The organism is Variovorax sp. Soil_C_33 (assembly GCF_057656935.1).
In genome coordinates this window covers 272,445-290,845 of the sequence record NZ_JBDGJK010000007.1, presented here as the reverse complement: position 1 = coordinate 290,845, position 18,401 = coordinate 272,445, and the positions used below count along the sequence as shown (strand labels likewise).

Annotated in this window: 19 protein-coding genes and 2 pseudogenes; 7 read left to right on the top strand and 14 right to left on the bottom strand. The window is 66.9% G+C overall.

From position 1 onward, the window contains the following. Positions 1–6 precede the first annotated feature (6 nt). Positions 7–960: a LysR family transcriptional regulator gene (locus AC3A6B_RS13790; RefSeq protein ID WP_487837248.1), complete on the bottom strand. Its 954-nt coding sequence runs from the start codon at positions 958–960 to the stop codon at positions 7–9. A gap of 138 nt (positions 961–1,098) precedes the next feature. Between AC3A6B_RS13790 and AC3A6B_RS13785 the strand changes: the two genes are divergently transcribed. From AC3A6B_RS13785 to AC3A6B_RS13770, 4 genes are all read left to right on the top strand, one after another. Further along, positions 1,099–1,800, top strand: coding sequence for a pirin family protein (locus tag AC3A6B_RS13785; RefSeq protein WP_487837247.1), 702 nt, complete (start codon positions 1,099–1,101; stop codon positions 1,798–1,800). 41 nt (positions 1,801–1,841) lie between these two features. Continuing rightward, a complete protein-coding gene (locus AC3A6B_RS13780) occupies positions 1,842–2,285 on the top strand; it encodes a DoxX family protein (RefSeq protein ID WP_487837246.1) in 444 nt (147 codons plus the stop codon). 172 nt (positions 2,286–2,457) lie between these two features. Then, entirely contained in the window at positions 2,458–3,027 is a 570-nt protein-coding gene (locus AC3A6B_RS13775) for a flavodoxin family protein (RefSeq protein ID WP_487837245.1), read from the top strand. Further along, complete coding sequence (locus AC3A6B_RS13770; RefSeq protein WP_487837244.1) at positions 3,024–3,941, top strand: pirin family protein; 918 nt, start codon at positions 3,024–3,026, stop codon at positions 3,939–3,941. The genes AC3A6B_RS13775 and AC3A6B_RS13770 overlap by 4 nt, the downstream gene beginning before the upstream one ends. Here the strand turns inward: AC3A6B_RS13770 and AC3A6B_RS13765 are convergent. Next, positions 3,938–4,723, bottom strand: coding sequence for a sulfurtransferase (locus tag AC3A6B_RS13765; protein WP_487837243.1), 786 nt, complete (start codon positions 4,721–4,723; stop codon positions 3,938–3,940). The genes AC3A6B_RS13770 and AC3A6B_RS13765 overlap by 4 nt on opposite strands. A gap of 63 nt (positions 4,724–4,786) precedes the next feature. Here AC3A6B_RS13765 and dnaE point away from each other — a divergent pair, with 63 nt between their 5' ends. Beyond that, entirely contained in the window at positions 4,787–8,287 is a 3,501-nt protein-coding gene (gene dnaE / locus AC3A6B_RS13760; RefSeq protein ID WP_487837242.1) for a DNA polymerase III subunit alpha, read from the top strand. A 16-nt stretch (positions 8,288–8,303) separates the two neighbouring features. Here dnaE and tolA read toward each other — a convergent pair whose 3' ends face one another. From tolA to ribD, 10 genes are all read right to left on the bottom strand, one after another. Then, the gene (tolA, locus tag AC3A6B_RS13755; protein WP_487837269.1) at positions 8,304–9,257 is read right to left on the bottom strand and encodes a cell envelope integrity protein TolA; all 954 of its coding nucleotides are present in this window, start codon (positions 9,255–9,257) and stop codon (positions 8,304–8,306) included. Positions 9,258–9,271: 14 nt separating this feature from the next. Then, entirely contained in the window at positions 9,272–9,709 is a 438-nt protein-coding gene (locus AC3A6B_RS13750; protein WP_487837241.1) for an ExbD/TolR family protein, read from the bottom strand. A gap of 14 nt (positions 9,710–9,723) precedes the next feature. After that, a complete protein-coding gene (gene tolQ / locus AC3A6B_RS13745) occupies positions 9,724–10,437 on the bottom strand; it encodes a protein TolQ (protein WP_214701329.1) in 714 nt (237 codons plus the stop codon). Continuing rightward, a complete protein-coding gene (ybgC, locus tag AC3A6B_RS13740) occupies positions 10,434–10,898 on the bottom strand; it encodes a tol-pal system-associated acyl-CoA thioesterase (RefSeq protein WP_487837240.1) in 465 nt (154 codons plus the stop codon). Before ybgC ends, tolQ begins: the two co-directional genes overlap by 4 nt. Further along, positions 10,895–12,088, bottom strand: a complete 1,194-nt coding sequence (locus AC3A6B_RS13735; RefSeq protein ID WP_487837239.1) for a pyridoxal phosphate-dependent aminotransferase — start codon at positions 12,086–12,088, stop codon at positions 10,895–10,897. Before AC3A6B_RS13735 ends, ybgC begins: the two co-directional genes overlap by 4 nt. 82 nt (positions 12,089–12,170) lie before the next feature. After that, entirely contained in the window at positions 12,171–12,704 is a 534-nt protein-coding gene (nusB, locus tag AC3A6B_RS13730) for a transcription antitermination factor NusB (protein WP_487837238.1), read from the bottom strand. After that, positions 12,701–13,165, bottom strand: a complete 465-nt coding sequence (gene ribH / locus AC3A6B_RS13725) for a 6,7-dimethyl-8-ribityllumazine synthase (protein WP_487837237.1) — start codon at positions 13,163–13,165, stop codon at positions 12,701–12,703. Before ribH ends, nusB begins: the two co-directional genes overlap by 4 nt. Before the next feature lie 37 nt (positions 13,166–13,202). Beyond that, complete coding sequence (gene ribBA, locus AC3A6B_RS13720) at positions 13,203–14,363, bottom strand: bifunctional 3,4-dihydroxy-2-butanone-4-phosphate synthase/GTP cyclohydrolase II (RefSeq protein WP_487837236.1); 1,161 nt, start codon at positions 14,361–14,363, stop codon at positions 13,203–13,205. Then, positions 14,360–15,013 carry a riboflavin synthase gene (locus AC3A6B_RS13715; RefSeq protein ID WP_487837235.1) on the bottom strand — a complete coding sequence of 218 codons (654 nt, stop codon included), beginning with the start codon at positions 15,011–15,013 and terminating at the stop codon, positions 14,360–14,362. Before AC3A6B_RS13715 ends, ribBA begins: the two co-directional genes overlap by 4 nt. 44 nt (positions 15,014–15,057) lie before the next feature. Next, positions 15,058–16,176, bottom strand: coding sequence for a bifunctional diaminohydroxyphosphoribosylaminopyrimidine deaminase/5-amino-6-(5-phosphoribosylamino)uracil reductase RibD (gene ribD / locus AC3A6B_RS13710; protein ID WP_487837234.1), 1,119 nt, complete (start codon positions 16,174–16,176; stop codon positions 15,058–15,060). A 143-nt stretch (positions 16,177–16,319) separates the two neighbouring features. Here ribD and AC3A6B_RS13705 point away from each other — a divergent pair. Together AC3A6B_RS13705 and AC3A6B_RS13700 are read left to right on the top strand one after the other, a co-directional pair. Beyond that, positions 16,320–16,412 (top strand): annotated as a pseudogene (locus AC3A6B_RS13705) (type II secretion system protein); the annotation flags it as partial. Positions 16,413–16,416: 4 nt separating this feature from the next. Continuing rightward, positions 16,417–16,632: pseudogene (locus AC3A6B_RS13700) on the top strand (GspH/FimT family pseudopilin); the annotation flags it as partial. A gap of 41 nt (positions 16,633–16,673) precedes the next feature. Here AC3A6B_RS13700 and nrdR read toward each other — a convergent pair. Together nrdR and glyA are read right to left on the bottom strand one after the other, a co-directional pair. Beyond that, positions 16,674–17,117 (bottom strand): transcriptional regulator NrdR, encoded by a 444-nt coding sequence (gene nrdR / locus AC3A6B_RS13695; protein ID WP_487837233.1) that lies wholly within the window; start codon positions 17,115–17,117, stop codon positions 16,674–16,676. A gap of 15 nt (positions 17,118–17,132) precedes the next feature. Beyond that, the gene (gene glyA / locus AC3A6B_RS13690) at positions 17,133–18,377 is read right to left on the bottom strand and encodes a serine hydroxymethyltransferase (protein WP_487837232.1); all 1,245 of its coding nucleotides are present in this window, start codon (positions 18,375–18,377) and stop codon (positions 17,133–17,135) included. Positions 18,378–18,401: the final 24 nt, after the last annotated feature.

The following is an 18,401-nucleotide window of genomic DNA, read 5'->3' as shown; positions in this document are numbered from 1 at the left end:
CAATTTCTATCGGCCGCGATGCCGTTCAAGGAGAGCCCGGCGCGTGCCTTCGTGCTCGAACTGTTCGAGCCACCATTTGAGCGCACGCCCCGGCTTGCCGGCGGTGCGCTCGCGCCAGGCGCAATGCATGGTGCCGATGGGCGGCGCGCGCTCGGTCTTGCGCTCGACCAGGTGGCCGGCTTCGATGTAGGGGCGCGCCATCGGTTCGGGCAGGAAGCCGGCGCCCAGCCCGTGCAGTTGCGCGGCCAGCTTGGCGTGCATGGTGGGCACGGTGAGCACGTCCTGGCCGCCCACGAGGTTGACCGTCATGCTCGGGCCGGTGCGCGAGGAGTCTGCCGCGGCCACCGCGCGGTGCCGGCGCAGCACGGCATCGGAGAGCGGCCCCTCGATGCGGGCCAGCGGATGGTGCGGTGCCACCGCATAGACGAAGTGCAGCTGGCCCAGCGGGCGGCTTCGGATGCCGGTGGCGCCGAAGGCGAGGCTGGAGGCGTCGAGCACGGCGCCGACAGCGAGATCGGCCTCGCCGCTGGTGAGCGCTTCGATGGTGCCGAGCAGGGTCTCGTCGCGCAGCTTGAGCCGGGTCGGCGGATTGAGCGCGAAGAAGGCCGTGGCCAGGTCGAGCATCGGATCGCGCGCGATCACGCTATCGACCGCGATCGTGAGCATCGGCTCCCAGCCGGTCGCGACGCGCTTGACGCGGTTGGCCACCGCGTCGATCTCGCCGAGCAGCCACGAAGCCTCGCGCAGCAGCTCGGCGCCGGCTTCCGTCAGCCGCGCCTGGCGCGCACTTCGGTCGAACAGCAGCACGTCGAGGGCGTCTTCGATCTGGCGCACGCGATAGCTGAGGGCGCTCGGCACGAGGTCCAGCCTGCGCGCGGCGGCGGCGAAGCTGCCGGTCTCGACCACGGTCTGCAGCATCGCGAGCGCGTCGGGCGTCAGGACATCACGGGCGGTAGGCATCGTTCAAAAAAATTGAATGATGCCATCAAAAGCCGGCGCTTTCGAGGCCGGGGCCGCGCCCTAAAGTTCTGCACATCCGCTGCGCATACGGCGCGGCATTCGAAGGCCCAAGCCATCTGGCGGGGCAGGAGTTCAAAGATGCTTCAAGTTCGCAAGTCCCAGGAACGCGGTTATGCCGATCACGGCTGGCTGCGCTCGTTTCACAGCTTCTCCTTTGCCGGCTACTACGATCCGGCCCACATGGGTTACGGCAACCTGCGCGTGATCAACGAAGACCGCGTCGCCGGGGGCGCCGGCTTCGGCACCCACGGCCACAAGGACATGGAAATCATCAGCTATGTCCTGTCGGGCGAGCTCGCGCACAAGGACAGCATGGGCAACGTCGAATCGATCCCGCCGGGCGACGTGCAGCGCATGAGCGCCGGCCGCGGCGTGATGCACAGCGAGTTCAACCACAAGGCCGACGAGACCACGCACTTCCTGCAGATCTGGATCGAGCCCAACGTGCGCGGCATTGCGCCCGGCTACGAGCAGAAGAGTTTCCCCGAGGCAGAAAAGCGCGGACGGCTGCGCCTGGTGGCTTCGCCCGACGGCGCCGAGGGTTCGGTGCTGGTGCATGCCGATGCGCGCATGTATGCCGGCTTGCTCGACGGCGCCGAGCAAGCCGAACTCGCGCTCGACCCGAAGCGCAAGAGCTACGTGCACCTGGTGCGGGGGGAGCTCGAGGTCAACGGCACGAAACTGGCTACTGGCGATGCGGCCCTGATCAAGGACGAATCGCAACTCACGCTCGGCGCCGGCAAGAAGGCCGAAGTGCTGGTGTTCGACCTCGCGGCCTGAAGCTGCGTTTATTTTTTCATCAACCCAGGAGTACTTTTCCAATGGCATCCACCACCACCGCATCCGGCTACGCCGCCCCCGTCAGCGCGAACGCCTCGCAGGACGCGCTAGCGCTCATCGGGCGCATTCTGATCGCGGCGCTCTTCATACCGGCCGGTTTCGGCAAGATCGGCGGCTTCGCCGGCGTCGTCGGCTACATCAGCGCAGTCGGCCTGCCGCTGCCGCAGCTCGGCGCCGCGATCGCGATCATCGTGGAGCTCGGCCTCGGCCTGCTGCTCCTGGTCGGCTACAAGACGCGCATCGTGTCGATCGTGCTGGCCGTGTTCACCGTCGCCACCGCGGTGCTCTTCCACAACTACTGGGGCATGCCTGCCGACAAGGCCTATGTGAACCAGCTGATGTTCTTCAAGAACATCGCGATCGCAGGCGGCCTGCTGGCCATCGCGGCCTTCGGCGCCGGCCGCTTCAGCATCGACAAGAAGTAAGGCACTCCCCCAGGCTTGCCCACTTCGTGTGGCTGCCGACCCCCTCGCCGGGGGCAATACCAGCGGACCGGCCAAGCCGGATCCGCGGTGTTCCACGAACAGGCTGCGCTTCGCGAGCCCTTGACCCGCGGCAGATGGTTCATCGCGCGATCATTCACGGATACTCGGCGTCATGACCAACATCGTCGTTGTTTTTCATTCGGGTTACGGCCACACGCAGCGCATTGCGAAGGCGGTGGCCGATGGCGCAGGCGCCCATCTGCTCGCGATCGACGCCGACGGCAAGCTCCCGGCCGGCGGCTGGGAGATGCTGGCGGCGGCGGATGCGATCATCATGGGCTCGCCCACCTACATGGGCAGCGTGAGCTGGCAGTTCAAGAAGTTCGCCGATGCCTCTTCGAAGATCTGGTATGTCCAGGGCTGGCGCAACAAGCTCTTCGCGGGCTTCACCAACAGCGCTGCCATGAACGGCGACAAGGACGCGACCCTGACCTACCTGTGGCACCTCGCCAGCCAGCACGGCGGCCTGTGGGTCAGCCTTGGGCTCATGCCCAGCAACGACAAGGCAGCGAAGCGCGATTCGATCAACTACGTCGGCGGCTACAACGGCTTGCTGACCACCTCGCCGACCGATGCCAGTCCGGCCGAGATGGCGAAGGGCGATCTCGATACAGCTTATGCATTCGGCGAACGCGTGGCCGAGGTGGCAAGATCTCGTTCGCCCCACGGAGAACCACGATGACCGAACCGCTGCTCCTGCTTCGACCGCATGACAAGGACCTCGGCGGAGGCTTCAAGGTGCGGCGCCTGCTGCCGGCCGCGAAGCGGCGATCGGTCGGGCCCTTCGTCTTCTTCGACCATTTCGGGCCGGCCACCGAGCAACCCGGCAACGAGCACGACGTGCGGCCGCATCCGCACATCGGCCTTGCCACGGTCACTTATCTTTTCGAGGGCGCGATGATGCATCGCGACAGCCTCGGCGTGGTGCAGGAGATCCGTCCCGGCGCGATCAACTGGATGACGGCGGGGCGCGGCATCGTGCACTCGGAGCGCAAGCCCGAGCACTTGCTCGATGCAAGCTACGTCAACCACGGCCTGCAGCTCTGGGCCGCGTTGCCGCAGGCCTACGAGGAAGTCGAACCGAGCTTTTCCCACACGGCGGCCGAGCAAATCCCGGCACTCGAAGTGCAGGGCGTGGCCGTCCGGGTGCTGGTGGGCGAAGCCTTCGGCGTGCGTTCGCCGGTTGCGACCTTTTCCAATACGCTCTATCTCGACCTGGCCTTGCCGGCCGGCGCGCGTTTCGAGCTGCCGACATTGGCGCAGGAGATGGCCGTCTACGCGGTCGATGGCAACTTCCAGCTCGATGGTGAGTTGGTGGCGCAGCACACGATGGGCATGCTGCCGGAAGGCGAGGGCGGTGTCATCGAGGCGCGCGAAGCCGTTCGCGTCGTGATCATCGGTGGCGAGCCGCTCGACGGCCCGCGCTTCATCACATGGAACTTCGTCTCCAGCCGGCGCGAGCGCATCCTCGAAGCCGGCGCCGACTGGTCCGCCCAGCGCATGGGCCATGTGCCGGGCGAGACGGAATTCATTCCGCTGCCGGGGCATCCGTTCCAGGTACAGACGCCGGCCGATACCGGCACGACGCCGGTCTAGCGCTTGATCGCGATGTCCGGGTCTTCGGCGGCCCGGGCGCTGGCCCTGCTGGCCCGCGCGCTCAGATCGGGCGCCAGGGCCTCGCGGCCGTCGAACACGAAGCACTCGCCGTGGTAGTGCGCGCCGCCAACCTGCTCGAAGTACTTGAGGATGCCGCCTTCGAGCTGAAGCACGTCGGCCACGCCTTCCTCGCGCATCAGGATGGCGGCCTTCTCGCAGCGGATGCCGCCGGTGCAGAAGCTCACCACCGTCTTGCCTGCGAGTTCCTCGCGATGCTTCTTCAGCGCCTTCGGGAAATCGGTGAACTTGCCGATGCGCCAGTCGATGGCCCCATCGAAGCTGCCGTGGTCGACCTCGAAGGCGTTGCGCGTGTCGAGCAGCGCGATCGGCTTGCCCGCATCGTCGTGCCCCTGGTCGAGCCAGCGCTTGAGGGTGGGCGCGTCGACGCCCGGCGCGCGGCCCGCGGCGGGCTGGATGGCCGGATGGTCCATGCGGATGATCTCGCGCTTCAGCTTGACCAGCATGCGGCGGAAGGGCTGGGCCTCGGACCAGCTCTCCTTCGCTTCCAGGTCGGCGAAACGGACATCGGCGTACAGACCTTCGAGAAAGGAGCGCACCGCCGGCTCGGTGCCGGCGAGGAACAGGTTGATGCCCTCGGGCGCGAGCAGGATGGTGCCCTTGAGCGCGAGCGCGTGGGTGGTGGCGCGCAGCGCATCGCGCAGCAGCTCGCCGTCGTCGATGGCCACGAACTTGTAGGCCGCGATATTCAAAATCTCTTGCACGGGGCGCGATTGTAGGTACGACCAACTCACATGGTGGAGGTGCCGCTTTCTACAATGCACCCCATGTTCGTTCACCTGCGCCTGCACACCGAGTTTTCCGTCGTCGACGGCACCAACCGAATCGACGAAGTCGTCAAGGCCGCCGCGGCCGACCGGCAGCCGGCGCTGGCGATCACCGACCTCAACAACCTCTTCGGCGCGGTCAAGTTCTACAAGGAAGCGCGCGGCAAGGGCGTCAAGCCGGTGCTGGGTGCCGAGGTGTTTCTCGAAGGCCTGGGCGCGGAGATCGGCGCGCTCACGCGCATCGTGCTCTTGGTGCAGAACACGGAAGGCTACCTGCACCTGTCCGAGCTGCTGGCGCGCGCCTGGACGCAGAACGTGGGCCGCGGCCAGGCTCAGGCGGTCTGCAAGCTGGCCTGGATCGAGGAGCTGCAGGGCGGGCTGATCGCGCTCTCCGGCGCGCAGGCCGGCCCGCTCGGTGCGCCGCTGCTGCAAGGTCAGCAAGAACGCGCGGCCGAGATCGCGCTGCAGCTGGCAGGCCTGTTCCCGCATCGCTTCTACATCGAGCTGCAGCGCGCCGGCCGCCCCGAGGACGAGCCGCACGTGGTGGCCGCGGTGCAGCTGGCCGCAAGGCTCGGGTTGCCGGTGGTGGCCACGCATCCGGTGCAGTTCGCGACCGCCGAGGACTTCGAGGCGCACGAGGCGCGCGTCTGCATCTCGGAAGGCGAGATCCTCGGCAATCCGCGCCGCGTGCGCAAGTTCACGCAGCAGCAGTACTTCAAGTCCGCGGCCGAGATGGAAGCGCTTTTCGCCGACGTGCCGAGCGCGATCGCCAACACAGTCGAGATCGCCAAGCGCTGCAACCTCACGCTGGTGCTCGGCAAGCCGCAGCTGCCGAACTTCCCGACGCCCAACGGCATGCCGATCGAGGAGTATTTCCGCGTCGCCTCCTTCGAGGGCCTGGAAGAGCGTCTCGCGCACCTGTACCCGGATGCGGCCAAGCGCGACGCCGAACGCCCGCGCTACGTGGAACGGCTCGAGTTCGAGATCAACACCATCCTGAAGATGGGCTTCCCCGGCTACTTCCTGATAGTGGGCGACTTCATCAACTGGGCCAAGAAGAACGGCTGCCCGGTCGGTCCCGGCCGGGGCTCGGGCGCGGGCTCACTGGTGGCCTATGCGCTGAAGATCACCGACCTCGATCCGCTCGAATACAAGCTGCTGTTCGAACGCTTCCTGAACCCCGAGCGCGTCTCGATGCCCGACTTCGACATCGACTTCTGCCAGGGCAACCGCGACCGCGTGATCGACTACGTGAAGGACAAGTACGGCCGCGACGCGGTGAGCCAGATCGCGACCTTCGGTACCATGGCCGCGCGCGCCGCCATCCGCGACGTGGGCCGCGTGCTCGACATGAGCTATATGTTCTGCGACGGCATCAGCAAGCTGATTCCGAACAAGCCGGGGCAGCCGGTCACGATCCAGTACCCGCCTTCGCCCAAGCCCGAGGGCGACAAGAACAACTACGCGATCGAGATGGAGCCGCAGCTCGCGGCCCGCATCGAGAAGGAGGAAGAAGTCCGCATGCTGGTCGAGCTGGCGCAGAAGCTCGAAGGCATGACGCGCAACATCGGCATGCACGCCGGCGGCGTGCTGATCGCGCCGGGCAAGCTCACCGACTTTTGTCCGCTCTATCAGCAGCCGGGCAGCGACTCGGCCGTGAGCCAGTACGACAAGGACGACGTCGAAGCCATCGGCCTGGTGAAGTTCGACTTTCTGGGCCTGGCCACGCTGACGATCCTCGAGATCGCGAAGGAGTTCATCGTCCAGCGCCACAAGGGCCAGGAGAACTTCGCCTACGAGAACATCCGGCTCGACGATGCGCCCACCTACCGGCTCTTCGCCGAGGGCAAGACCGAGGCCGTGTTCCAGTTCGAATCGCGCGGCATGCAGGGCATGCTGAAGGACGCGCGGCCGACGCGGCTGGAAGACCTGATCGCGCTCAACGCGCTGTACCGTCCGGGCCCGATGGACCTGATCCCCAGCTTCGTCGCGCGCAAGCATGGCCGCGAGCCGGTGGAGTACCCGCATCCGCTGGTCGAAGAGATGCTCTCGGAGACCTACGGGATCATGGTCTACCAGGAACAGGTGATGCAGACCGCGCAGATCCTGGGCGGCTACTCGCTCGGCGGCGCCGACTTGCTGCGCCGCGCGATGGGCAAGAAGAAGGCCGAGGAGATGGCCGAGCACCGCGAGATCTTCCGCAAGGGCGCGGCGGTGAACGGCATCGACCAGCAGAAGGCCGACGAGATCTTCGACTTGATGGAGAAGTTCGCGGGCTACGGCTTCAACAAGTCGCACGCGGCCGCCTACTCGCTGCTGGCCTATCACACCGGCTGGCTCAAGGTCCATTACACGGCCGAGTTCTTCTGCGCCAACATGACCGTGGAAATGGACGACACCGACAAGCTCAAGGTGTTGTTCGAGGACGCGCAGAAGAACTTCGGCATGACCTTCGAGCCGCCGGACGTGAACCGCGGCAACTACCGATTCGAGCCGGTCACCGACAAGGTCATCCGCTACGGGCTCGGCGCGGTCAAGGGCACCGGGCAACTGGCGGTCGAGGCGGTGGTCAAGGCGCGGGAGAAGGGCGGCCCCTTCAAGAGCCTGTTCGACTTCTGCGTGCGCGTGGACCGCCAGCGCATCAACAAGCGCACCGTCGAGGCGCTGATCAAGGCCGGCGCCTTCGATTCGCTGCAGCAGAACCGCGCTTCGCTGATCGCCTCGGTCGACCGCGCCTTCGAATTCGCGAGCGCGACCGAGGCCAACGCCTCGCAGGTCGACATCTTCGGCGACTGCGAGCACGGTTCCGCGACGCAGGAGCCCGAGCTGGTCGACGCCACGCCCTGGGGCGTGAAGGAGCGCCTGACCTACGAGAAGACGGCGATCGGCTTTTACCTCTCGGGCCACCTGTTCGACGAAGTGGCGCACGAGGTGCGGCGCTTCTGCAAGCGCGAGATCGACGACCTGATCGACAGCCGCGACCAGCAGGTGATCGCCGGCATCGTGAGCGACTTCCGCGTCATCAACGGCCAGCGCGGGCGGCTCGCGATCTTCAAGCTGGACGACAAGTCGGGCGCCATCGACGCGACCGCCGACGAGGCGCTCTTCAACGCCAACCGAAATGTGCTGAAGGACGACGAACTGGTCATCGTCAGTGGCCGCCTGCAGCCGGGCCGCGGCGGCTTCGAGGCGCGCTTCCAGGTGCAGCAGGTATGGGACCTGGCCGCGGCGCGCTGCCGCTTCGGCAAGTTCCTGCGCGTGGCGGTCAACGGCAAGGCACCCGACATCGCGCGGCTGGTGCGCGACTTTCCGCCGCGCACCGAACAGAGCGAGCACGGCGAGCTGCAGCAGGGGCTGGCTGTGCGCCTGTCGATGGCGCGCGGCGGCGCGCAGGTCGAGCTGCAGCTGGGCGAACGCGCGAAGTTCTTCCCGACCGATGCCGCGCTCGCGAGCTGGATGGCGCAGGCCGATGCGGGCCGCGCGGCGGTGGTGTACGAGTAAGTAGCGACGCTGCGCGTCAGCGCTTCGGTCGCAAGGTGACGATCAGGCGCGGCGGGACCGTGCCGTCGACGTCGCGCGGCAGCTTTTCGGTTTTCTGCAGCGCACGCAGCGCAGCCTCGTCCCAGTTCGGCAGGCCGCTGGTCTTGACCAACTGCGGCGTGCCGACGATGGTGCCGTCGGGCGCGAGGCGGACGTCGAACTCGGCGCCCGGATTGCCGCTGACGAGTTCTGCCTCGGGAAACACCACGTTGGGCCGGACGGCGGCCGCGACCTTGCCGCCGTAGCTGCCTGAGGGACCGGAAGACTTGAGTGCCGTGCCGGTTGCGCTGTCGCTGCCGCTCGCGCCCGCCAGGCCTTGCATGCGCTTGAGCGTGGCCGCGCGGTCGGCCGCCGCCTGCGCCGCCGCCTTCGTCTCGGCTTCCTTCTTCTTCGCGGCTTCGGCTTCCTGCTTTTTCTTCGCCTCGGCGAGCTTCTGCTGCTGTTCCTTCTTGCGCTCGGCCTCGTCCTCGGCGCGCTCGCGGGCTTCCTGTTCCTTCTTTTCCTGCGCTGCCTTCTTCGCGGCTTCGAGCTTCTTCTGTTGCTGCAGCTCCTGCTCGCGTTCCTTCTGCTCCTTCAGTTTCTTCTCGCGTTCGAGCGCGATGTCGGGCGCCCGCGGCGCCGGTGCAGGTTCGGGTGCGCGCGCTTGCGGGGGAGGCGGCGGAGGAGGAGGGGGCGGTGCCGGCGTCGGTGCAGGCGCAGGGGCGGGCGGGGTCGGCACCGGCGGTGCGCTGAGGCGCGGCGCCGCTTGCTGCACGGTCGAGGACCAGAGCTCGGCCTCGACCGCGGCGTCTTCGGTGTCGCGTCGCCAGTTCACGCCCCAGGTCAGCGCGATGATGAGCAGCCCATGCGCCAACAGCGCCAGCAGCACGGCGCGCGGCGTGCCGCGTTGCGGCGGCGGCGCGAATTCCGGCCGGTCGGCACCGAGCGACATCAGCGAGGAGACCATCACCTGGTGCCCGTGGTCGTGACCGAGAGGCCGACGCGCTCGACGCCGCTGCGCTTGAGCGCGTTCATCGCCTTGACCACCGTCTCGTACTTGACCGATTTGTCGGCGCTGATCACCACCGGCCGCTGGTCGTCACCGCCCTGTGCGGTCTTGGCCGCCGTGCCGATCTGGGTCATCGGGATCGAGGTCGCGCCGCTGCCGGTGGACGGATCTTTCTTGATCTGCACCTCGTCGTCGCTCTTGATGACGATCTCGATCGGCTTGTCGGGCTGCTTGTTGGCGCGATCCACCGTGGGCAGGTTGATCACGCTCGGCGTGATCAGCGGCGCCGTGACCATGAAGATGATCAGGAGCACCAGCATCACGTCGATGAACGGGACCATGTTGATCTCGTTGATCGTTCGGCGGCCGCGGCCGCGTGAGGACATTGCTGGCATGGTGGTGCTCCGCTTCAGCGGCCGGTCGCCGGCGTCACCGATGCCGGGTTGACGTGGGCCGTCAGGTTGCGCTGCAGGATGTTCGAGAACTCCTCGATGAAGGTCTCGAGGGCGATCGCGATCTTGTCGATCTCGCGGGCGAAGCGGTTGTACGCCACCACGGCCGGAATGGCCGCGAAGAGGCCGATGGCGGTGGCGACCAGCGCTTCGGCGATGCCGGGCGCGACGGTCGAGAGCGTCACCTGCGCCAGCGCCGCGAGGCCGGTGAAGGCATGCATGATCCCCCACACGGTGCCGAACAGGCCGACGTAGGGCGAGACCGAACCGACGGTGGCGAGGAAGGACAGGTTCTGCTCGACCGCATCGAGCTCGCGCTGGAAGCTCGCGCGCATTGCGCGGCGGGCGCCGTCGAGCAGCGTGCCGGCGTCGGAGACGTGGCGCTCGCGCAGCTTCTGGTACTCGCGCATGCCGGAGGCGAAGATGCGTTCCATAGGGCCCGCGAACTTGGCGTTCTGCGCAGCCGAGGAGAACAGTTCGTTCAGGCTGGTGCCGGACCAGAACTCGCGTTCGAAATCATCGTTGAGCGCCCGTGTGCGCTTGAGCGAGAAGAACTTGCGGAAGATGGCCGCCCAGCTGGCGACCGACACCACGAGCAGCAAGGCCACGACAAACTGCACCGGAAGGCTGGCATGGAGCAGGAGGGAAAGGATCGACAGTTCTTGATTCATGGCTTCTGAGGTTGAGACATGGAGCCGGCATGGCGCCCGAGGGTTCCCGTAACTTGAGGAGGGATGCGCACCGGCCGCAGCGTGGCCGCGTCGACCCAGCCGATGCGGATCGTGCCTTCGCAAAGGACCGCAGTATCGGGCGCCGGGCCGGTCGCCGGGTTGTGCTCTGATTTTGATAGCACGCGCTGGCCGATTATCAGGGACGCGGAACCCATCTGACGCAGCTCGGCTGTAACCAGCAGTTCGTCGTCGAGCCGCGCGGGCCGATGGTATTTGAGCTGCGTTTCGCTGACCACGAAGATGCCGCCGGTTTCCTCGCGCAGCCGGCCTTGCGCGATGCCGAGCGAGCGCAGCCACTCGGTGCGCGCGCGCTCCATGTACTTCAGGTAGTTGGCATAGAAGACGATGCCGCCGGCATCGGTGTCTTCCCAATAGACGCGGATCGGAAATGCAAAGCTCATGCAGCGACGGCAGCCCAGGCGCGCAGGCGCTCCACCGATTCCTCCAGATGCGCCATCGAGCTGGCGGTCGAGAAGCGCACGAAACGGGCGGTTTCGGCCGAGCCGAAGTCGCGGCCCGGCGTGATCGCGAGATGCGCCTTCTTCATCGCCTCGAAGGCGAAATCCCAGCTGTTCGCTATGCCGAGCTTCTCGCCGAAGGCGGAGCAGTCGGCCCAGGCATAGAAGGCGCCGTCCGGCACCACTGGCACCTGGAGGCCCAAGGCGTCGAGCTGCGGAATGAACCAGTCGCGCCGGGCCTTGAATTCGGCGCGGCGGCGTTCGTACTCGGCGATGCTTTCTGGCTCGAAGCAGGCGAGCGCTGCGTACTGCGAGACGGTGCTCGGGCAGATGAAGAGGTTCTGCGCCAGCCGCTCGATCACCGGAACCAGCGCATCGGGCACCACCAGCCAGCCCAGGCGCCAGCCGGTCATGCTGAAGTACTTGCTGAAGCTGTTGATGCTGATGACCTGGTCGTCGATCGCGAGCGCCGTCTGCCCGAATGCGTCGTCGTATGAAAGGCCAAGGTAGATCTCGTCGATCAGCGTGATGCCGCCGCGCTTGGCCACCACCTCGTGGATGCGACGCAGTTCGTCGGGCGCGATCGAGGTGCCGGTCGGGTTGGAAGGCGATGCCAGCAGCACGCCGCGCGTGCGTTCGCTCCAGGCCGCCTCGACCTTGGCGGCGCTCAACTGGAAGCGCTCGGCGGCCGTCGTCGGCACCAGCACGGCGCGGCCGTCGGCGGCGCTCACGAAGTGGCGGTTGCAGGGATAGCTGGGGTCGGGCAGCAGCATCTCGTCGCCGGCCTCGATCAGCGCCAGGCAGGCCAACTGCAGCGCGGCCGAAGCGCCGGCCGTGACCACGATGCGGCGCGCCGGCACGTCGACGCCGAAGCGCTCGCGGTACCAGCCGCTGATGCGCTCGCGCAGGTGGTCGAGGCCGACGGCATGCGTGTACCGCGTCGCGCCCGCGCGCACCGCGCGCGCGGCCGCCTCCTGCACCAACGGCGGCGCGGTGAAGTCGGGTTCGCCGATGTTGAGGAAGATCATCGGCCGGTCGGTGTGCGCGACTTCGCGTGCCAGCGTCGACGCGGCCTTAGCGACCTCCATCACGTAGAAGGGCTCGATGCGCTCGGCGCGGCTGGAAATCTTCATGTGGCCCCCACGCTCGGCACTGGCGTGTCCTCGCTGCCCCCCGAGGGGGCGCTCGCTTGCTCGGGGCGGCCCAGCGCTGCGCTCATGGCCGCGCCTTGCCGCTCGCGCGATCGGCCTCCACTTCCGCAGGGCGCAGTTGCGGCGCCAGGCCGTTCAGCACCGCGTTGACGTACTTGTGGCCGTCGGTGCCGCCGAACTCCTTGGCGAGCTCGATGCATTCATTCAGCACCACGCGCCAGGGCACGTCGAGGCAGTTCTGGAACTCGTAGACGCCGATCCACATCACGGCATGCTCGACCGGCGAGATCTCTTCGAGCTTGCGGTCGAGCAGCGGCACGATCAGCGCATCGAGCTCGCCCGCGGCCGCAATCGAGCCGTGCAGCAGCGCGTCGTAGTGCGCCGCGTCGGCCTTGTGGAAGCCGGCCAGGTCGCGCGTGAACTGGTCGATGGCTGCGGCGTCGTTGCGTCCCACCAGGTGCTGGTAGAGCGCCTGCAGCGCGAACTCGCGCGCACGGCTGCGGTTCGACTTGGCGGAGGCCTTGCGTGCGCCCGTGCTGGTCAGTCCGGTGCGGGATTGGCGCGGCTTGTCGCCGGCGGTCTTGTTGTCTTCGGTCATGAAAGGGTGGCGAGCAGTTGCGCCATCTCGACCGCCACGCGCGCCGCATCGCGGCCCTTGTCGGTCTGCCGCGCGATGGCCTGTTCGAGGTTCTCGGTGGTGAGGATCGCGTTGGCGATCGGGATGCGGTAGTCGAGCGCGAGACGGCTTACGCTCGCGCCCGATTCGTTGGCGACCAGCTCGAAGTGGTAGGTCTCGCCGCGGATGATGCAGCCCAGCGCGATCAGCGCCTGGTAGCGGCTGCGCTCGGCCAGGGCCTGCAGCGCGACCGGCACTTCGAGTGCGCCCGGCACGCTGACATGGTCGATGTCGGCCTCGGCGACGCCGAGCACACGAAGCTCGCCCAGGCAGGCCTCGGCCAGGGCATCGGTGATGTCTTCGTTGAAGCGTGCCTGCACGATGCCGATGCGCAAGCCCTTGCCGTCAAGCGCGACGTCGCTGCCCTTGTTCGCGTGCTGCATCAGGCTTCCTGCCTTGCGTGTGTGTTCTCGTTCTTCGTCATTGCTCTTCTTTCGTGAGGTAGCCCGCGATCTCCAGGCCGTAGCCCGCCGCCATGCTGGGCATGCGGCGTGGCGTGCCCAGGAGGTTCATCTTGTGCACGCCGCATTCGCGCAGGATCTGCGCGCCGATGCCGTAGCTGCGCAGGTCCATGCGTCCGCGCTCCGGCGCCTGCGCAGGCCGCGCGGTGCCGTCGAATTGCGACAGCAGCTCGGCGCCGGTTTCGCCGCAGTTGAGCAGCACGGCCACGCCCTTGCCTTCGGCCGCGATGTGGGCCAGGCTGGCATCGAGGCTCCACGAGTGCAGCGAGCGATTGACTTCCAGCGCGTCGAGCACCGACAGCGGCTCGTGCACGCGCACGTCCACCGTCTCGCCCGCGTTCCACTTGCCGCGCACCAGCGCCAGGTGCACGCCGTGGCTCGGCTTGTCGCGGAAGGCATGGGCGGTGAACCAGCCCCAGGCGGTATGGATCTCGCGGCAGCCCACCTTTTCGACCAGCGACTCGGTGCGGCTGCGATGCTCGATCAGCGCGGCGATGGTGCCGATCTTGATGCCGTGCTCGGCGGCGAAGAGCTGCAGGTCGGGCAGCCGAGCCATGGTGCCGTCTTCGTTCATCACTTCGCAGATCACGGAGGCAGGCGAGCACCCGGCCATGGCAGCGAGGTCGCAGCCGGCCTCCGTATGGCCCGCGCGCATCAGCACGCCGCCGTCGACGGCCTGCAGCGGGAAGATGTGGCCGGGCTGCACCAGGTCGGTCGCGACGGCATTCGGCGCGACGGCGGCCTGCACGGTGCGCGCGCGGTCGGCGGCAGAGATACCCGTGGTCACGCCTTCGGCCGCTTCGATGGACACGGTGAAGGCGGTCGAATGCTTGGCGCCGTTGCGTGCCACCATCGGCGGCAGCTGCAGCCGCTCGCACATCTCGCGGGAGAGCGTGAGGCAGATCAGCCCGCGCGCATGGCGTGCCATGAAGTTGATGGCCTCGGGCGTCACGTGGTCGGCGGCGAGCACGATGTCGCCTTCGTTCTCGCGGTCTTCCTCGTCGACCAGGATCACCATGCGGCCGGCGGCGAGTTCGGCCACGATCTCTTCGACCGACGAAATCGGCGCGGGCGCCCGGCCGCTGCGCGGGGCGGTGATCGGCGTGACGGAGGCGTTCATGGGGTCTTGTCTTTCTGTGATGAGGGCAGGGCGCCGGCTTGGAGCATGCGCTCCACATAGCGGGCGACGGTGTCGATCTCGAGGTTGACGCGGCTGCCCTGCTTCAGGCTGCCGAGCGCGGTGTTGTCGACGGTGTGCGGAATCAGGTTGATGCTGATCTCGCTGCCTTCCGGCTCGTCGCTCACGCTGTTGACTGTGAGGCTCACGCCGTTGACCGTGATCGAGCCCTTGTAGGCCAGGAAGCGGGCGAGCGCCGGCGGTGCCAGCACGCGCAGCTCCCAGCTTTCGCCCACCGGCGCGAAGCGGCTGACCGTGCCGATGCCGTCCACGTGGCCCGACACGATGTGGCCGCCGAGCCTGTCGTTCGCGCGCAGTGCCTTCTCGAGGTTGATGCGGCCCGCTTCTTCGGCGAGGCCGGCCGTCTTGTCCAGCGATTCGGCCGAGATGTCGATGGTGAAGAGCTGCTTCGCCGGATCGAGGGAGGTGACGGTCATGCAGGCGCCGTTGAGGGCGATGCTGTCACCGAGGCTCACGTCGGCCAGATAGCCGTCGGGCACCGCGATGCTGAGCCGCTTGCCGTGGGATGAAGAGCTGCCGAGGTCGTGGACGGCGGCGATGCGCCCCACGCCGGTGATGATTCCGGTGAACATCGCGGCATTTTCGCAGAGATGCGAAGACGCCCTGTGGGCAAACCCTAAAACCGGTCGCGGCCGGCCACCCGGGCCACGATTCGCAGGTCCGGGCCGATCTGCTCGAAGGACTTGAACTCGAGCGCCAGGGCATCGCCAAGCACGGTCAGGGCGCCGGCTGCATGAGGCTGGCTGGCCATGCCGAGCCCGTCGCCGATGAACTTGGGCGCGAGGTAGACCAGCAATTCGTCGACCAGCTCTTCGCGGATCAGCGAGCCATTGAGCTTGTGGCCGGCCTCGACGTGAAGCTCGTTGATCTCGCGCGCGGCGAGATCCCGCAGCATGGCGGCGAGATCGACCTTGCCCTGGGAATTGGCGAAGTAGCTGACTGTGGCGCCCTTGGCCTCCAAGGCCGCCTGCCTCGCTTCGTTGCGATTGGCGGCGTAGATCCAGATGGACCGGGCCGGGCCGAAGATCCTGGCCTCCGGCGGCGTCTGCAAATGGCTGTCGATCACCACCAGATGCGGCTGCCGCGGCGTGGCGACCAGCCGCACATCGAGGCGTGGGTCGTCTTCGAGCACGGTGCCGACACCGGTCATCACGGCGCTGGCGCGTGCACGCCAGGCGTGACCGTCGGTGCGCGCGGCTTCCGAAGTGATCCACTGGCTGGTGCCGTTTGCCAGCGCCGTCTTGCCGTCGAGCGAAGCCGCGACCTTGAGCCGGACCCAGGGGGTCTTGCGGACCATGCGGCTGAAAAAGCCGAGGTTGAGTTCACGTGATTCATCCGCGCCCGCACCGACCTCCAATTCGACGCCGGCGGCGCGCAGGCGCTCGAAACCCTGGCCGCCGACCAGCGGATTGGGATCGGCGATGGATGCCACGACTTTTCGGACGCCGGCCGCGATCAACGCGTCGCAGCACGGGCCGGTGCGGCCATGGTGCGAGCAGGGCTCGAGCGTCACATAGGCCGTGGCGCCTTTGACCGGGCAATTGCGGGCGGCGGCGTCGCGCAAGGCCATGATTTCCGCGTGAGGGCCCCCCACCGTTTGCGTGGAGCCTTGGCCGATGACCGCACCTTCCTCGTCGAGAAGCACGCAGCCGACCCGGGGGTTCGGTTCGGTTTCGATGCTCGCCCGCCGTGCGAGCTCGAGCGCCTGCGCCATCGCTTGGATATCTCTATTCATGGGACTGCCAATTAACAATTCTTTGAATCTCAGATTTAGTTCAGATTTGGCGAGAATTTCAGCTGATCCTTCAATTCAATCCGTTTGTCGAAAGATTCATTTGCACGTCATTTCGGAACTTAGACTTCGCGCGGATTGAAGACATGAAGCGACTATTTTGCTTGCGAACGCCGGAAACATTCGGGCCCAAGTTAGGACAGGCCGGCTTCACGTTGATCGAGATGTTGGTGACGATCGCCATTGCAGCCATTCTCATGTCGATGGCGGCGCCTTCGATGTGCAATCTCATCGAGCGCAACAGCGTCGCCGACAGCGTCAACAGCTTCGTCAGCGCCGTCAGCTACGCGCGCCGAAGCGATCAGGCGGGGGCTTCCTGTCACTCTGTGCCGCAGCGCCGATGCCGAGACCAGCGGCACGCCGGCTTGCACCGCAGACCCGGGCTGGCAGGTCGGGTGGATGGTCTTCGTCGATCTCGACAGCGATGGTGCTGGCGCTGATCAGATATCCCGCAGCAGCTGCCGGAACTCGTCCACGTCCTCGAAGCTCCGGTACACCGAAGCGAAGCGCACGTACGCCACCTTGTCCATGCGCTTGAGCTCCCGCATCACCAGCTCGCCCACCTTGGTGGATTCGATCTCACGCAGCCCGCTGGACAACAGCTTCTGCTCGATGCGCAGCAGCGCGTGGTCGATCTGTTCGATGCTCACCGGCCGCTTGCGCAGCGCCAGCATCATCGAGGCGCGGACCTTCTTGGGATCGAAGTCGGCGCGGCTGCCGTCCTTCTTGACCACGACCGGGAAGTTGACGTCCGGCCGTTCGTAGGTGGTGAAGCGCTTGTCGCAGTCGCCGCACTGCCGGCGGCGCCGCACGAAGTCGCCGTCTTCCGACACGCGGGTCTCGACGACCTGCGTTTCGAGGTGACCGCAGAACGGGCATTTCATGCGGTCACTTCCAGTTCAACCGTAGACAGGAAAGCGACTGGTCAATGCATGCACCTTCGCACGCACCGTCTCGATGGTCGCAGCATCGCGTGGATTGTCCAGCACGTCGGCGATCAAATTCGCAGTGGCGCGTGCCTCCTCGTCCTTGAAGCCGCGCGTGGTCAGCGCCGGGGTGCCGATGCGCACGCCGCTCGTGACCATCGGCTTTTCCGGATCGTTCGGGATCGCGTTCTTGTTGATCGTCATGTGAGCGCTGCCCAGCACGGCCTCGGCTTCCTTGCCGGTGATGCCCTTGGCGCGCAGGTCGACCAGCATCACATGGCTCTCGGTGCGGCCGCTCACGATGCGCAGGCCACGCGCGCTCAGGGTTTCGGCCACGATCTGCGCGTTCTTGACCACCTGCTGTTGGTAGGCCTTGAACTCGGGCGAGAGCGCTTCCTTGAAGGCCACCGCCTTGGCCGCGATCACGTGCATCAGGGGCCCGCCCTGCAGGCCCGGGAAGATGGCGCTGTTGATCGCCTTCTCGTGCTGCGACTTCATCAGGATGATGCCGCCGCGCGGTCCGCGCAAGCTTTTGTGGGTGGTGGAGGTCACCACGTCCGCGTGCGGCACGGGGTTCGGGTAGACGCCCGCGGCGACCAGGCCGGCGTAGTGGGCGATGTCGACCATGAAGATCGCACCGACGTCCTTGGCCACCTTGGCGAAGCGCTCGAAGTCGATGCGCAGCGAATAGGCCGAGGCGCCCGCGATGATCAGCTTCGGCGCGTGTTCGTGCGCCTTGCGCTCCATCGCGTCGTAGTCGATCTCTTCCTTGTCGTTCAGGCCGTAGCTCACGACGTTGAACCACTTGCCGCTCATGTTCAGCGGCATGCCGTGGGTCAGGTGGCCGCCTTCGGCCAGGCTCATGCCCATGATGGTGTCGCCCGGCTTCAGGAAGGCCAGCATGACGGCCTCGTTGGCCGAGGCGCCGCAATGCGCCTGCACGTTGGCCGCGTCGGCGCCGAACAGCTGCTTGACGCGGTCGATCGCCAATTGCTCGGCCACGTCGACATGCTCGCAGCCGCCGTAATAGCGCTTGCCCGGGTAGCCTTCGGCGTACTTGTTGGTGAGCTGCGTGCCTTGCGCGGCCATTACGGCCGGCGACGCATAGTTTTCGCTCGCGATCAGCTCGATGTGCTGCTCCTGCCGGGCGTGCTCGGCCTGGATGGCGGCCCAGATCTCGGGATCGGTCTGTTCGACCAGGATATTGCGGTTGTACATGGCAGTCCTTTAAGACGATGGTCC

Bases quoted from the DNA above. Each gene is read 5' to 3' on its own strand.
- nusB (WP_487837238.1), bottom strand. From the start codon at position 12,704: ATGACCGAAGACAACAAGACCGCCGGCGACAAGCCGCGCCAATCCCGC.
- AC3A6B_RS13780 (WP_487837246.1), top strand. From the start codon at position 1,842: ATGGCATCCACCACCACCGCATCCGGCTACGCCGCCCCCGTCAGCGCG.
- ybgC (WP_487837240.1), bottom strand. From the start codon at position 10,898: ATGAGCTTTGCATTTCCGATCCGCGTCTATTGGGAAGACACCGATGCC.
- AC3A6B_RS13785 (WP_487837247.1), top strand. From the start codon at position 1,099: ATGCTTCAAGTTCGCAAGTCCCAGGAACGCGGTTATGCCGATCACGGC.
- glyA (WP_487837232.1), bottom strand. From the start codon at position 18,377: ATGTACAACCGCAATATCCTGGTCGAACAGACCGATCCCGAGATCTGG.
- ribD (WP_487837234.1), bottom strand. From the start codon at position 16,176: ATGAATAGAGATATCCAAGCGATGGCGCAGGCGCTCGAGCTCGCACGG.
- nrdR (WP_487837233.1), bottom strand. From the start codon at position 17,117: ATGAAATGCCCGTTCTGCGGTCACCTCGAAACGCAGGTCGTCGAGACC.
- AC3A6B_RS13735 (WP_487837239.1), bottom strand. From the start codon at position 12,088: ATGAAGATTTCCAGCCGCGCCGAGCGCATCGAGCCCTTCTACGTGATG.
- AC3A6B_RS13790 (WP_487837248.1), bottom strand. From the start codon at position 960: ATGCCTACCGCCCGTGATGTCCTGACGCCCGACGCGCTCGCGATGCTG.
- dnaE (WP_487837242.1), top strand. From the start codon at position 4,787: ATGTTCGTTCACCTGCGCCTGCACACCGAGTTTTCCGTCGTCGACGGC.
- tolQ (WP_214701329.1), bottom strand. From the start codon at position 10,437: ATGAATCAAGAACTGTCGATCCTTTCCCTCCTGCTCCATGCCAGCCTT.
- tolA (WP_487837269.1), bottom strand. From the start codon at position 9,257: ATGTCGCTCGGTGCCGACCGGCCGGAATTCGCGCCGCCGCCGCAACGC.
- AC3A6B_RS13775 (WP_487837245.1), top strand. From the start codon at position 2,458: ATGACCAACATCGTCGTTGTTTTTCATTCGGGTTACGGCCACACGCAG.
- ribH (WP_487837237.1), bottom strand. From the start codon at position 13,165: ATGCAGCACGCGAACAAGGGCAGCGACGTCGCGCTTGACGGCAAGGGC.
- AC3A6B_RS13750 (WP_487837241.1), bottom strand. From the start codon at position 9,709: ATGCCAGCAATGTCCTCACGCGGCCGCGGCCGCCGAACGATCAACGAG.
- AC3A6B_RS13770 (WP_487837244.1), top strand. From the start codon at position 3,024: ATGACCGAACCGCTGCTCCTGCTTCGACCGCATGACAAGGACCTCGGC.
- ribBA (WP_487837236.1), bottom strand. From the start codon at position 14,363: ATGAACGCCTCCGTCACGCCGATCACCGCCCCGCGCAGCGGCCGGGCG.
- AC3A6B_RS13715 (WP_487837235.1), bottom strand. From the start codon at position 15,013: ATGTTCACCGGAATCATCACCGGCGTGGGGCGCATCGCCGCCGTCCAC.